Here is a 14,533-nt window from a genome sequence, read left to right on the forward strand (position 1 = left end):
CACCTGCAGAGCGCTCGTCCCCGTCCCCCTTCCGCCCGTTCGTGAAACCGGTGAACCCATGTCTGACACCACCCAGCCGAGAGGCGGCATCGGCCGCATCGTCGGAGCGAGCCTGATCGGCACCACCATCGAGTGGTACGACTTCTTCCTGTACGGCTCGGCCGCCGCGCTCGTCTTCAACACGCTGTTCTTCCCCACCGCCGACCCCCTCGTGGGCACGCTGATCGCCTTCATCACGTACGCCATCGGGTTCGCCGCCCGTCCGCTCGGCGGCATCGTCTTCGGGCACTTCGGGGACAAGATCGGGCGCAAGAAGCTGCTGGTGCTCAGCCTCCTGATGATGGGCGGCGCCACCTTCGCGATGGGCCTCCTGCCCACGTACGGGACGATCGGCATCGGCGCGCCGATCCTGCTGACGGTGCTGCGGCTCGTCCAGGGCTTCGCCCTCGGCGGCGAGTGGGGCGGCGCCGTCCTGATCGTCTCCGAGCACGGCGGCGACAAGCACCGCGGCTTCTGGGCGTCCTGGCCGCAGGCCGGCGCCCCCGGCGGCAACCTGCTCGCCACCGGTGTCCTGGCGCTGCTCGCCGCCGTCCAGTCGGAGGCCGACTTCCAGGCCTGGGGCTGGCGGATCCCCTTCCTCCTGTCCGGCCTGCTCGTGGTGATCGGCCTGTGGATCCGCGTCTCGGTCTCCGAGTCCCCGGTGTTCCTGGAGGCCCAGGCGAAGGCGGAGGCGGCCGCCGCCGCGGGCGTCAAGGAGGAGGCCCCGGTCGTCGAGGTGTTCCGGCGCAGCTGGCGCGAGGTGCTGTCGGCCATCGGCACCCGCTTCGGCGAGAACATCTCGTACTACATCCTCACCTCCTTCCTCCTCGTGTACGTCACCGTCCACCTGGAGCTGCCGAAGAGCACCGCCCTCAACGCGGTCCTCATCGGCTCGGCCGTCCACTTCTTCACCATCCCGCTGTGGGGCGCGCTGTCGGACCGGATCGGCCGGCGTCCGGTCACCCTGATCGGCTCGGTCGGCATGGCGGTCTGGGCCTTCGTCTTCTTCGGGCTCGTCGACTCGAAGTCGTTCGCCGTGATCGCCCTCGCGGTCACCGCGGGCCTGCTGCTCCACGGCGCGATGTACGGCCCCCAGGCCGCCTTCATCTCGGAGATGTTCGACACGAAGGTCCGCTACTCCGGCGCCTCCATGGGCTCCCAGCTGGCCTCCATCGTCGCCGGCGCCCTCGCCCCGATCATCGCCGTCGAGCTGCTGAAGGAGTACGACTCCTCCACCCCGATCTCCGTCTACCTCTGTCTGGCGGCCGTGGTCACCACCCTCACCGTCGCCGTCACCCGCGAGACCCGCGGCCGTGACCTGGCCCGCGGCCGCGACGAGGCGCCGGCCGCCGCGCAGGCCCCGGTCTCCGCGGGCGACCGGGTCTAGCGGCGAGGGCCGTGACCGGCCCGGGCCCGCCGTCCCCAGGGGGAGGACGACGGCCCGGGCCGTCCCCGTGCGGCCCCCGCCCCGCCCGGGCCGTCCCGCCCATCGCCCCACCGCCTTATCGCCCCACCGCCTTATCGCTCCACCGCCTTATCGCTCCACCGCCTCATCGCCCCACCGTTCACCGCTCACCGCCCCGCCCACCGCCCCGCGAGGAGGCCCCCGTGACGACCGGTCGTCCGACCGATGCCCGGATGCCCGTGGCCGCGGAGGCGGCCCGGCGCGTGCTCGACCTGCTGGCCGCCGACGCCTCCGGCGAGGAGCTGGCCGCGGAGCCCGCCCGCGCGCGGGCGGCCGGTGCCGCGCCGGCGGAGCTCGCCTGGATCGAGGAGACCACCCGCGCCGCCCTCTCCGTACGGCGGGTGCTCGACCAGCAGCGGCGGCGGGAGGCCGAGCTCGTCGCGCTCTTCGACACCGCCGGCGACCTGGCCCGGCTGCGGGACCTCGACGCCGTCCTGCGCGCCATCGTCCGGCGGGCCCGTACGCTGCTCGGCTCCGACGTCGCCTACCTCACCCTCAACGACCCGGCCGCGCGGGACACGTTCATGCGGGTCACCGAGGGCTCCGTGTCGGCCGCCTTCCAGCAGCTGAGGCTCGGCATGGGCGAGGGTCTGGGCGGCCTGGTCGCCCAGACCGCCCGGCCGTACGCCAGCACGGACTACCGGACCGACCGCCGCTACCGGCACACCGGCGCCATCGACGACGGCGTGGCGGAGGAGGGCCTCCGGGGGATCCTCGGCGTCCCCCTCCGTCTCGGCGAGGAGGTCATCGGCGTGCTCTTCGCGGCGGACCGCACCCCGCGGGAGTTCACCCCCGACGCCATCGCCCTCCTGGCCTCGCTCGCCGACCACGCGGCCGTCGCCATCGACAGCGCCCGCCGGCTGGAGGCCACCCGCACCGCCCTCGCCCGCCTCGAAGCCGCCAACGCGACCGCCCGCGCCCACGGCGAGGCCCTCCACCAGGCCTCCGACGCCCACGACCGGCTCTCCAAGCTGGTGCTGCGCGGCGCCGGGACCGACGAGGTCGCCGCGGAGATCGCCGCGCTGCTCGGCGGGGGAGTGGCCCTCCACGACACGGACGGCAGCGAACTGGCCCGGGTCGGCACCGCGCCGGTGGCGCCGTCGCCCGCGAGCCTGGACGCCTCCCGCGCCGAGGGCCGGGCGGTGCGCGCCGGGGGCGTCTGGACGTGTGCCGTCCTCGCCGGCGCGGAGCCGCTGGGCGGCATCGTGCTGACCGGCCGGGGCGACCTCTCCGAGGCCGACCGCCGGCTCTTCGAACGGTCCGCGCTGGTCACCGCGATGCTCCTGCTGATCCGCCGCTCGGTCGCGGAGACCGAGGACCGGGTGCGCGGCGAACTCCTCGACGACCTGCTCGCGGCCCCCGCCGCCTCGGCGCACCGGGACGCCGGCAGCCTCGTCCTGCGGGCCCGCCGGCTCGGGCTCGACCTCGGCCGCCCGCACGCCGTCGCCGTCCTCGACTGCGAGCCCGCCCTGCGCTCCCGGCTCGCCTCGGAGACGGCCCGGACCGCACGGGGACTCGGCGGCCTGGCGGGCACCCGGCACGGCCACGCCGTCCTGCTCGTGCCCTGCGAGCGTCCCGGCGCCCTGGCCCGTGGCCTCGCCGCCGACCTCGGCCGGATCGTCGGCACCCCGGTCACCGTGGGCGCCGCGGGCCCCGGGACCGGTCCGGCGGAGCACGCGGCCCTCCACGCGGAGGCGGTGCGCTGCCTCACCGCGCTCCCTTCGCTGGGGCGCGCCGGCGAGGGCGCCGACATCGCCGACCTCGGCTTCATCGGCGTGCTGCTCGGCGACCGGACCGACATCGGGGCGTACGTCGACCGCGTGCTCGGACCCGTCCTCGCCTACGACGCCGAACGCGGCACCGACCTCGTGCGGACCCTGCGCGCCTACTACGAGCAGGGATCCAGCCTCTCCCGGGCCAAGGACGCCCTCCACGTGCACGTGAACACGGTCGTGCAGCGGCTCGACCGGGTCGCGCAGCTCCTCGGCCCCGACTGGAACGCCCCCGCCAGCGCCCTGGAGATCCACCTGGCGCTCCGCCTCCACGACCTCTCCCGGTCCGCCGGAGCGACCCCGGCGCTCCCCTGAGCGGTCCCGGCGTCCCCCCCCGGGCGAGCCAGGCGTCCTCCTGGGCGAGCCAGGCGTCCCCCCGGGCGATTCCGGCACCCTCCCGGGCGGCGCTCTCGCCCCCTGAGCGGCGTCTTCGCCCCTCCGGTTCGTCCCTCCGGGCGGAACCGTGCTCCGCGCTTCCGTGGGGTCCCCGTCGCGCTCGCGGACGGCGTCCGCGCCGCGGGCCTCGCCGAAGGCCGCCTCGGGGCCGGCCGCGCGCGGGACCGCTTCCTGTTCGTGTCCGCGGGCCGGACCGTCGGCGGGGCGATCGGCCTCGACGGCGGCATCGAGTCCGGCGCCGGCCGGGCGGGCGAGATCGGGCACGTCACCGTGCGACCCGCCCGTGCCCGCGGGCGGGACGACGTTCGCAGTGAGGGTCGCCCCCCGGTGACCACGCCGGGCCCGAGGTGCCCGAGGAACGGGTGGGCGCCCCCCGGGCGTACGCGCCGTCACACCGTGGTGCCGCCGTCGACGGAGAGGCAGGAGCCGGTGATGCCGGAGCCTGCGGGCGACGCGAGGAGCAGCACGGCGGCGGCCACCTCCTCCGGACGGGTGAGGCGACCGGTCGCGGTGCGCCCGACGAAGTGGCGGATCAGCCCCGCGTAGTCGGTGCCCAGCACCCGCGCGGCCTTCGGCCCCTGCTCGGTGACCCAGTCGGTCTCGACGGCGCCGGGGCAGACGCAGTTCGCGGTGATCCCGTGCGGGCCCACCTCCTTGGCCAGGACCCGGGTCAGGCCGATGAGGGCGTGCTTGGCGGCGGCGTAGGCGCAGAGCCCGGGGTCGGGGTCCCGTCCCTCCATCGACGAGATGGTGATGATGCGTCCGGAGCGCTGCGGGACGAGCCGGGCCAGGGCGTGCCGCGTGGTGTAGAGCGCGGTGTCGAGGTTGAGGGCGAGGGTGCGGTGCCAGGCGTCGTCGGTGATGTCGGCGACGGTCGCGAAGTCGGTCGCTCCACCGACGTTGTTGACGACGATGTCGAGGTGCCCGTAGCGCTCCACGACGGTGTCGACCGCGCGTTCGGCGTCCGGGCGGCGGGTGGCGTCGGCGGCGCAGAAGGTGACGTCGTCGCCGGCGTCGAGGCGGGCGAGGGCCTCGGCGCCGTGCTCCTCGCCGCGGCCGGTGACGACGACCCGGGCGCCGTGGTCGAGCAGCGTCCGGGCGATGGCCAGGCCGATGCCCCGGGTGCCGCCGGTGACGAGCGCGGTCCTGCCGGTGAGGTCCATGGGGTCTCCCGTTCGGGTGCGGTGGGCCGGTGGCGGAGGGCGAGCGTGGTGGTGTGCGGCAGGCCGGGCAGCAGCAGGGGCACCAGGTGCCAGCCGCGCGGATCGGGGTCGGTGCCGACGCGCGCCACGGCCGGGCGGGGGACGAGGCCGATCTCCACGTCCACCAGGGCGCGGAGCAGCGGCCATCCGAGCACCTTGGCGACGGCCTCCTTCGCCGTCCACAGGGACAGGAAGGCGACCGGCCGGTCGCTCGCCGGGCACGCGGCCAGGGCGGCGCGCTCGGACGGACGGAGCGCGTGGAGCAGGAGCGCGGGGGAGGGCGGCGCGGTCAGGTGCTCGGTGTCGATCCCGATCCGGGTGCCGGACGCGGCGGCCGGTGCGGCCAGCGCGGCGACGGTGAGGGCGCCGCAGCGGGCCGCGGTGAGCCGGAGCGGGGGGAGGCCCTGGCCGGGGAGCAGGGCGGGCCGGCCGAGGGCGTCGGGGCCGATCCGGAGCGCGTCCGGATCCCGGCCGCAGCGGACGGCGACGGCGTGGCGCAGCAGGGCCCGGCCGTCGCCCCGGCCCGCGGCGGCCGGCCCGAGCCGCCACCAGACGTCCACCGGGCCGGCCGCCGAGGGGACGCGCTGGTGCCGGGGGTCACCGGGCGGCACGGTCGGGCCCGTCCGGCGCGGCGGCGGCGGAGGCGGGCAGGCGGGCGAGGACGGTCGCGCGCATCCCGGTGATCCGGGCGACCACGCGCCCGTCGGCGGCGGTCGCGGTGCTGGTCGCCGTGGCGGGGGAGTGGTGCAGGCGGAGCCCGTCGGGATGGCGGCCGAGGAGGGCGTGGTCGTCGCCGGGCTCGTGGAGCGTGATGCGTTCGATGGAGCGGGGCACCGGGATCGGGTGGCGGCCGTCGGGATCCGGCCGGAGGGCCGGGGTGCGGGCGAGGCTGTCGAGCAGGGTGCAGGGAGTGCCCAGCCGGGGCAGGCCGTCGAGCCGCCGCGGGTCGGGATGCCAGCGGGCGGTGGTGCCCAGGGCGGTGGTGTGGCACTGGTCGGTGGCCCGGAAGGCGCCGGTGAGCAGGACCGGCGAGTCCGGGGCGTAGTACGGGTCCGCGACCGGCCGGAGGGGCGCGGCGAGCGGTCCGCGCGCGGCGGCGAAGGGGACCGGCGCTCCGAGGCGTACGGTCGCGCGGAAGTGTTCCCGGTCCCGGGCCAGCACGCGCCCGTCGGGGGCGGTGGTGTCGGAGCGGACCGTGACGGTGACGGCGCAGCCGGTCCCGCCGCCCCGGGCCGCGCTCCGGGGGAGGTCCACCCGCCGCGCGTCGACGCGGTACGGGGCGGGCCTGCCGTCGGCGCGGGCGCGCACCCAGGCGCTGAAGACCAGGTCGTCGACGCTGCGGACCGCCAGGCCGGGGGCCAGGGTGCGCGCGGCCTGGACCGCGATGTCGGCGAGCAGCACACCGGGCACGGTCGGCCTCCCGTCGACCAGGTGGTCGAGCAGGAACCCGTGGCTGCCCAGGGCGAGTTCGAGCCGCCAGGAAGCACGGTCGCGGTGGTACGAGGAGGGGGCGGGCAGCAGCCCCGGCAGGCCGTGCGCGCCGGGCGTGCCGACGGGGGCAGTGCCGCCCGCCCGAGCCCCGCCGCTCCCGTCGGCCTCCCTGCTCCCGTCGGCCACCCTGTTCTCGCCGGCTCGCCCGCTCCCTCCGTCCTCCCCGCTCCCTCCGTCCTCCCCGCTCCCTCCGTCCTCCCCGCTCCCTCCGTCCTCCCCGCTCCCGGAGGTCACCGGGGGGCCGCACAGCCCGGGGAACCGGAGGTCGAAGGAGTGGTGTTCGGCCTCGCCGACGAAGGTGACGAGCCGGTCCTCGCAGCCGGGCCTGCGGCGGAGTTCGTCCAGGAAGTGGGCGACGCCCTCCTCGGTGGTCATGCGGGACAGGCGCGCGGTGCGCGCGGTGTACGCCTGGACGACCGCACCGGAGCCGAGCCCCGTCTCGTCCCAGATCGTCCACGCGATCGTGAATTCGCCCGGGGGGCCGGCGAGTGCGGCGCCGGACAGGAAGTCGTTCGCGGGGGAGTAGTCGCTCTCGCCGGGCAGTCCCGCGACTCCGGTGACGGACCCGAAGTTGCACCACAGGCGCGGGGCGAGGTCCCCGGTGAAGGCGGAGCGCAGGTGGTGGTGGCCGTACAGCTTGACGTCGCGGACGCGCCGCATGCCGGGCAGGGTCTTGCGGGTGATGTCGCCGGGGTGGTGCAGCCCCGCGCCGTTGACGAGCAGGTCGACGCGGCCCCCGTCGGCGCGGACGGCGTCGGCCAGGCGCCGTACGGCCTCCGGGTCGGTGACGTCGCAGGTGTGGAAGCGGACGTGGTCGTCGCCGCACAGCGTCCGCAGCGCGCGGAGCGTCAGGGCGGACTCGCGGGCGTGCAGGAGCCGGTCGAAGGCCGTGTTGATCTCCCGCACGGACAGGCCGGGCCGGCGGCCCCGCTCCCCGGCGATGTACCGGGCGCGGGCGGCGGGCAGCGCCTCCTCCGGCGTGTCCAGCAGCGCGGCGGGGACGTCGTCGGGGCGGCCGGAGCCGACGAGGTGCACCCGGAGCCGGACCCGGCGGGCCAGCCCCAGGAGGCACGCGGCCGTGATGCCGCGGGCTCCGCCGGTGGCCACGACCACGGCCCCCGGCGCGAGGGGGAGTTCCCCGTCCGGCACGGGGGGCGCGTCCTCGGCGAGGCGCTGCGCGAAGCGGGTCCCGCCGTGGTGGTGGACGACCGGCAGGCCGTCGGCGGGGCGGGCCAGTTCGTCCTCCAGGACGGTCAGCGCGGTCCGCGCCGAAGGGGAGTCGGTGACCACGGCGCGCACCGCGCAGCCGGTCAGCTCCCAGGCGAGGGACTTGACGAAGCCCGTGAACAGGTGGGCGTGCGGTGCGGGCAGGCCGTCACGGAACGGCGCCAGCACGGCCACGGCACAGCTCCCGTCCGCCACGAGCCGGTCGCGCAGCCGCCGTACGGCCCAGAACGCGGCCTCCTGCACCACCAGCAGCCCGGCGGCGGGCGCGGCGGGCCGACCGCCGCGGGAGCGGGCGTCGGCGACGACCCGGACGTGCGCGAACCCCTCCGGGTTCCCGGCCAGGACCGCGTCGACGGCCTGCTGGGGGTCCTGGCCCTCGTCCAGCGCCAGGAGACGGCTGTGTGCGCCGGCCCGGACGAGGGGACGCAGGGCGGCGGCGTGCCGGGCGGCGGTGACGACCAGGGTGCGGTCCGGCACGGGGAGCCCCGTGGGGGCGCAGTCGCCGCGCGGCCGCCAGCTGAGGGTGTGGCGCCGCGTCGTCGGTGCCGGAGCGGAGGCTGCGGTGACGCGGCGCAGGATCGCGACCAGGTCGTCGGCGCCCCGGTAGCCGCGTCCGCCGAGGGCGACGGGCTCGGGCGGCAGGCCGGCCAGCAGCGGGGCGAGCCGGCCGAGCGGCGTCCAGCCCCGCGCGGCCGCGACGGACGCCCGGGTGAGCACCAGCGCGAAGGCGCCCTCGGCCGGCTCGGCCCGCTCGGCGGGCACGTCCGCCCCGCCCGCGCCGTCCGCCCCACCCGCCGTGGCCGTCGCGTCCGCACGGCTCACGCCGCTCAGCCCGCTCAGGCCGTCCACCCCGTCCATCCCGTCCGCCCCGCGCGGTTCGCTCGCCTCGCGGACCGTGGAGGAGTCCGTCTCCCGGAGCCGGGAGAACAGGGGTCCGGAGGCGCCGTTCACCCCGATCACCACGGCCATGTCCAGCTCGTCCCGCCGCAGGCGGTCCGCCGCGGCGCGCAGCGCGTCGCGGCCGGAGGCGACGCCGGTGTCCAGCGTCATGGTCGGGCCGTGCAGGTCGTGGAGCGAGGCGACGCGGGCGGGGATCACGTTGGGCATCAGCCCGGCCAGCGTGTCCTCCCCCGGCGCGGGACGCGCACGCACCGCGTCCAGGAGCGCGGCGGTGGCCTCTTCGAGTGCCTTCGGGTCGAGCCCGGACGCCTCCGCCCCGCGTGCGCCCCCGGCCGGAGCCGAGGTGTGACGGCGTACGGTCTCCGTCAGCGAGGTCGCGTAGCAGCGCAGGGTCACCTCGGGCGAGCGGGACGGGACGCCCGTGTGGGCGGCGAAGACCCCGCAGCGCTCCCGCAGCCCGTCCCACCAGGGGGAGCCGCCCGGCCCGCCGAGCCTCGCCACCACCTGAAGCGCCATCAACTGGGCGCGGTCGACGGCCTCCACGGTTCGCGACGGCATGCGGACGTCGGCGAAGGAGGGAGCGGGGAAATCGGTTCCGAAGGAGGGGCGCCCGCCCGGCGGCAGCCCGGCGGCGAGCCTGCGGGCCACCTCCCGCGCGTCCGGCTCCCCGGGCAGGTGGGCGGCCCACGCCACCGCCACCACGGGGTCCTCGCCGACGGGCTCGGGCACGGAGACCGGAGCGGTCTCCCCGGGCCGGGGCGCGTCCTGGAGCAGCAGGTGGGCGTTGGTGCCGCCGAAGCCGAAGGAGGAGACGCCGACCGTCCGCGGCCGCCCGGCGGGCCGGGGCCACGGCACCGGCCCGGTCGGGACGCGGGGGCCGGCGCCTTCGGCGGGCGCGGTGTAGGGCGTCTGCGGGGGGATCACGCTGTGGGCCAGTGCCTGCAGTGCGTGGACGACGGATGCCACGCCCGCCGTCCAGCCGGTGTGCCCGATCACCGACTTGGTGGACGTGCACCAGGCGTCCGGCAGCTGCCGCTGCACGACGTCGCGCTCCACCCGGTCGCCGACGGGGGTCCCGGTGGCGTGCGCCACCACCCAGTCGACCTCCGCCGCGCCGATGCCGGACACGGCCCGGGCGCGCGCCAACGCCCGCTCCTGGCCCGTGTGGTGCGGTGCGTGCACCGCCCGCCCGCGTCCGTCGGAGGCCGCTCCGAAGCCGGCGAGCACGCCCAGGATCCGGTCGCCGTCGGCACGGGCCCGGTCGAGCCGCTTGAGGGCGACGAACCCGGCGCCGTCCGAGAACAGCACCCCGTCGGCACCCGCGTCGAGCGCCCGCACCGCACCCGACCGGCTCAGCCCGCCGAGCTGGGAGAAGAGGACGCTGTAACGGGGGCCCAGTGAGAACACCCCTCCGCACAGGGCGAGTTCGCACTCGCCGTCCAGCACCGCCCGCGCCCCCAGATCGACGGCGTACAGGGAGGAGGAGCAGGCGGTGTCGACGACCCGCACCGGTGTCCCGCGCCCGGGCAGCAGCCGCTCCACGGCCCGCCGGACGGCGGCCCGCGGCAGGTGCTCCGCCAGCCGTCCGGCACGCGGGTAGCCGGCCCTCAGCAGCTCCCGCAGCCGCTCGCGGAGGTCCCCGTCCGCGGGGACGGGCCAGTGCGAGGCGATGCCCTCGGCGGCGGCCTCCACCAGCAGGCTCTCCTCGACGTGCTGGGAGCCCTCGCCCCACGCGCCGACGAAGCACGCGGCACGGACCCCGCCGGCGCCGAGCTCCCGGACGCCGCACTGGGCCAGGGCGGTGTGCGCCCAGGCCGTCAGGAAGTCCTCGCCGTCGGACGGAACCGGCCGCACGTACCCGGCGACCCGGCTGTACGTGCGGTCCGGCGCGGCCCGGGAGGACCAGAAGTGGTCGAGGGCGAAGCGCTCCCGCGGCTCGCTGAACCGGGGCACCCCCTCCGCCAGCCGCTGCCACAGCGTCTCCGGCCCGTCCACGCCGGGCGCGACGAGCCCCGCCCCGACGACGGCCACGGTCCGCTCCCCGGAGCCCGACGCGGAGGCGCGCACGGACGGCGCGGACGCGGCCGAGGGAACCGAGGCGGACGCAGGAGCGGGGACGGACGCAGGAGCGGGGACGGACGCAGGAGTGGGGACGGACGGAGAAGCCGGCGACGCGGGTACGGCCGGGGAGCCGGCCCCCGCACCCCCTTCCGCCCCGGCCTCCGCATCCGTCCGCGCACCCGTCCCCGACCCCGCCCCCGCCGCAACCGTGCGAGGCGTGAGCATGGCCCGGCCCACCGACAGCCCCCCGTCGGCCAGCAGGCACTGTCCGGTGACCCACCGCGCGTGGGGCGACACCAGGAAGGCCACCACCTGGGCCAGGTCCTCCTCCGTGCCCAGCCGGCCCAGCGGCGACGCCGCCCGGCACGTGTCCCGAAGCCCGGCGGCGCCGGGGAACAGCGCGGCGGTGGGGTTGTCCAGCAGCCCGGCGGAGGCGGTGTTGACGCGGATGCCCAGCGGGCCGAGATCGGCGGCGAGGTACCGCGTCATCGCCTCCAGCGCCGCCTTGCACACCCCCACCAGCAGGTAGTTGTCCATGGCGAGCCCCGCGCCGATGGACGAGACGTTCACGATCGCCCCGCCTCCCCGGGCGGCCATCAGGGGCGCCGCGGCCAGGGCGCACCAGCGGGCCCCGTGGAGGTTGGTGTCGAGCGCGCGCTGCCACTCGGTGTCGGTGAGGTCGTCGAACCGGGCGAAGACGCCGCGGGCCGCGTTGTTCACGAGGACGTCCACGCCGCCGTGTTCGGCGGCGACCGCCTCGAACATCGCCGTCACCTGCTCGCGCTTGGCGACGCTGGCCCGCAGGGCCTGGGCGCTCCCTCCGTCCCGCCGGATCGCGGCGACGGTCTCCTCGGCCGCACGCGGGGAGTGGAAGAAGTTCACGACGACGTGTGCGCCGTGCCGGGCGAGTTCGCGGCTGACGGCCGCGCCGACGCCCTTGCCGCCGCCGGTCACGACGGCGACCTTCCCCTGGAGGCCGGGTGCGGCCGGGGGCACGGGACCGGACGGCCGGCTCATGCCGTCGCCTCCGCCGCGGACGCGTCCAGGGCGGGCAGCGTGCCCAGCAGTCCGGCGAGCGCCGTGAGGGTCGTGTAGCTGGTCAGCCGGGATCCTTCGGCCGGCAGGACCCGTCCGTAGTGCGTGGCCGCGCGGGCGAAGAGCTCGGTCTGCTTGATGGAGTCCACGCCGAGGTCGGCCTCCAGGTCCGCGTCCTCCGTGAGCACCTCGGGCGGGTACCCCAGCGCCTCGGCGTACAGGGCCCTCAGCGTCTCCACGACCCCGTGCCGGTCACCGCCCCCGGCGGCACGGGGCGCGGGAGCCGCGGCCGGGGCCTCGGCGAGGTGCCCGTCCCGGTCTCCGTGGGTTCCGGAGACCCCAAGAACTCCGGAGGCCCCGAGGACCCCGGAGGCCCCGGAAGGATGGACAGGACCAGGAGGCCTGCGCGGATCGGAGGTCCGGGGGAGGGGGGAAGGTGCACCTCCCGCCCCCATCCCCGCCACCGCGTCGGCCACCGCGTCGGCCACCTCCCGTCCCCCCGCCCGTCGCCGCAGCGGCGCGATGACGCGTACGCCGGGCACCGTGGCCGCCACGAGGTCGCTCAGGACGCCGCGCGGACCGCACTCCACGAACACGTCCACGCCGTCCGCGTGCACGCCGCGCACCGCCTCCGTGAACCGCGTGGGCCGTACGAGGTGGGCCGCGACCAGGTCGGCCACCGCGTCCTCGTCGTCCAGGCGCCGTCCCAGGATCGCCGAGTGCAGGGCGTGCCGCGCGGGGCCGGTGCGCAGCGCGGCGGCCCGTCCGGCGAAGTCCCCGGCGACCGGGGCGAGCATCCGGTGGTGGAAGGCGTACGGAACCCTGAGCCGGGTGGCGCCGATGCCGAGCATCGCGGCCGCGCCGCGGACCCGCTCCAGCGGTTCCGCGGGACCCGACACCACGCACTGGCGGGGGCTGTTGTCGGCGGCGAGGGTCACCTCCCACTCGCCCAGGCCGTCCAGGAGCGCGGCGGCGCGGGTCGCGGACACGTCCAGCGCCACCATCCCGCCGTCCGCCGGAGGGCACGCGGCGAAGGCGTCGTCGCGGGCGGCGACCAGGGCCATGCCCTCCTCCGGGCCGAACACGCCGGCGGCGGTGAGGGCCACCAGTTCGCCGAAGCTGTGTCCGACCAGGACGCTGGGCCGCAGTCCGTGGCGCTCGGTCAGGACGCGGAAGAGGGCGGTCCCGGCGGCGAACAGCGCCGCGTGCAGGTCGGCGGGGGACGTGGTCACGAGCTCGGCCAGGGACGGGGCCCGCTCGTCCAGCAGGAGCCGGGAGGGAGCGGTCCGGCCCACCCGGACCGCCGCCGCGTCCAGCACCTCCAGCGTCTCGCGCACGAGCGGTTCGTCGTCGGCCAGTGGGGCGAGGGCCCCGGGGAAGTAGGCACCCTGTCCGGGGAACAGGACGGCGCAGTCCGTCACGGCAACTCCTCCATGGCGCACGGGTCAAGGGGCATGGGAGAGAAAGGGACGAAAGCCCTTGCCGGAAAATGCTCCCGTCACCTCATATGCCGTGTCACCACCCACACTGATGACCGTGGGCACGTCCGTCCGAATCAGGTGCGGCGCTCGGCGATGTTCGCCCGCTTGTACGTGCGCATGAGGACGGCCGTCTCCGTCGCCGTCACCCCGTCCAGGCCGGAGAACACGCGCGTGGTGAAGGCGTGCAGGTCGACGGTGTCGCGGTGGCTGGAGTAGCCGAGGATGTTGGTGGCGCCGGTGGTGAGGACGAGGTGCCGGATCGCGGGCTCCGCCGCGAGCAGCCGGATCGCCGCCTCCAGCCGGCTCGGCGTGACCGCGAGCCGGAAGCGGGCCTCCAGCGGGTAGCCCAGCACGGCGGGGTCGGCGTGCAGCCTGAGGTGCAGGACGTGGGAGGCCATCAGCCGGGCGAGCCGGCGGCGGGCCGTCGTCTCGCCGACCTGGAGCCGGTGCGCCAGGCGCGCGGTGGACATCCGGGCGTCCGTGGCGAGCAGGGCGACGAGCCTGCGGTCCAGGTCGTCCACCGCCGGGGCGGCGGGCAGCGGCGTGCCCTCCCGCACCCTGCGGCGCACCTCGGTCGGCAGGTCGTCGTACGGGGCCCAGTCGCTCGCCGTCAGCAGCAGCCGGAGGACGACCTGGGAACGGACGTCGACCACCCCGTCGAGACGGCCGATGGCGGAGTCGATCAGGGTGAGCAGGGCGTCGTGGTCCGGAGTCGTGTACTCGGCGTAGACCTCCAGGTCGCCGGTGGCGACCTCGACGGAGCGGGCGTCCGCGCGGCGGGCCAGCGCGAGCGCGGTCTCGTGGACGCGGCCGGGGGCGCACCGTACGGCGACCTCGGCGGTCACCCCCTCGCCGAGGTACTCCGGGGTGAGGGCCGCGGTGAAGCGGACCCGGCCGGTGGCGGTCAGCCGTTCGAGCCGCCGGGCGACGGTCCGCTCGTGCACCCCCGCCGTGGCGCCGATCTCGGCGAAGGGCGCGCGCGGATTGCGGTGCAGGGCGCGGAGGACGGTGTGGTCGACGGCGTCCAGGACCGGCAGGGGACCGTTCGGGTCGCTCATGTGTCCGCTCCGCTCCGGGGAAGGCCCGCCGCCATGGCCCCGCCGACCGGCGGCCGACCGTCGCCTACCGCCTACCGCCTACCGCCTACCGCCTACCGCCTACCGCCTACCGCCCACCGGGGTCCGCCGTACCGTACGGCCCCTCGCCAACCCGGTCCATCCTCCGCCGGATCTGCGCCCGTGAAGACGTCCTGATGCCAGTTTCCACCGAAGACCCTCCCCCAGGTGTCTTCTTCCCCCGATCCTGCCCCCGACTCTTGTCGTGCTCCACCCGCGTTCGCGACATTGTGATGCGGATCGCGCCGGGTGACCGATCGTCCCGCAGCCGCAGCCGCAGCCGCAGCCGCAGCCGCAGCGGGGGTCGACGCCGCGGACGGCGTCAGGCCGCACCCCGCCGTGCGGCCGC

6 protein-coding genes and 2 pseudogenes are annotated in these 14,533 nt (G+C 76.9%); 3 read left to right on the plus strand and 5 right to left on the minus strand.

All coding sequences use genetic code 11. From position 1 onward, the window contains the following. Positions 1-58 precede the first annotated feature (58 nt). From IE287_RS16995 to IE287_RS17005, 3 genes and pseudogenes are all read left to right on the plus strand, one after another. A complete protein-coding gene (locus IE287_RS16995) occupies positions 59-1,426 on the plus strand; it encodes an MFS transporter (RefSeq protein ID WP_189849900.1) in 1,368 nt (455 codons plus the stop codon). Positions 1,427-1,677: 251 nt separating this feature from the next. Further along, entirely contained in the window at positions 1,678-3,591 is a 1,914-nt protein-coding gene (locus IE287_RS17000) for a helix-turn-helix domain-containing protein (RefSeq protein ID WP_189850099.1), read from the plus strand. A gap of 162 nt (positions 3,592-3,753) precedes the next feature. Beyond that, positions 3,754-3,960 (plus strand): annotated as a pseudogene (locus IE287_RS17005) (ROK family protein); the annotation flags it as partial. A gap of 101 nt (positions 3,961-4,061) precedes the next feature. On the opposite strand, the gene IE287_RS17010 reads toward IE287_RS17005, so the two are convergent. From IE287_RS17010 to IE287_RS17035, 5 genes and pseudogenes are all read right to left on the minus strand, one after another. Then, positions 4,062-4,835 (minus strand): SDR family NAD(P)-dependent oxidoreductase, encoded by a 774-nt coding sequence (locus IE287_RS17010; RefSeq protein ID WP_189849901.1) that lies wholly within the window; start codon positions 4,833-4,835, stop codon positions 4,062-4,064. Between the two features lie 137 nt (positions 4,836-4,972). After that, positions 4,973-5,485, minus strand: a pseudogene (locus IE287_RS39435) (4'-phosphopantetheinyl transferase family protein); the annotation flags it as partial. After that, the gene (locus IE287_RS17020) at positions 5,472-11,570 is read right to left on the minus strand and encodes an SDR family oxidoreductase (RefSeq protein WP_189849902.1); all 6,099 of its coding nucleotides are present in this window, start codon (positions 11,568-11,570) and stop codon (positions 5,472-5,474) included. The pseudogene IE287_RS39435 and the gene IE287_RS17020, both read right to left, overlap by 14 nt. Then, the gene (locus tag IE287_RS17030; protein WP_229883531.1) at positions 11,567-13,009 is read right to left on the minus strand and encodes an acyltransferase domain-containing protein; all 1,443 of its coding nucleotides are present in this window, start codon (positions 13,007-13,009) and stop codon (positions 11,567-11,569) included. The genes IE287_RS17020 and IE287_RS17030 overlap by 4 nt, the downstream gene beginning before the upstream one ends. 134 nt (positions 13,010-13,143) lie before the next feature. Next, positions 13,144-14,127 carry an Lrp/AsnC family transcriptional regulator gene (locus tag IE287_RS17035; protein WP_189849903.1) on the minus strand — a complete coding sequence of 328 codons (984 nt, stop codon included), beginning with the start codon at positions 14,125-14,127 and terminating at the stop codon, positions 13,144-13,146. Positions 14,128-14,533: the final 406 nt, after the last annotated feature.

It is taken from the genome of Streptomyces omiyaensis (assembly GCF_014650895.1).
Classification (GTDB): Bacteria; Actinomycetota; Actinomycetes; order Streptomycetales; family Streptomycetaceae; genus Streptomyces; species Streptomyces omiyaensis.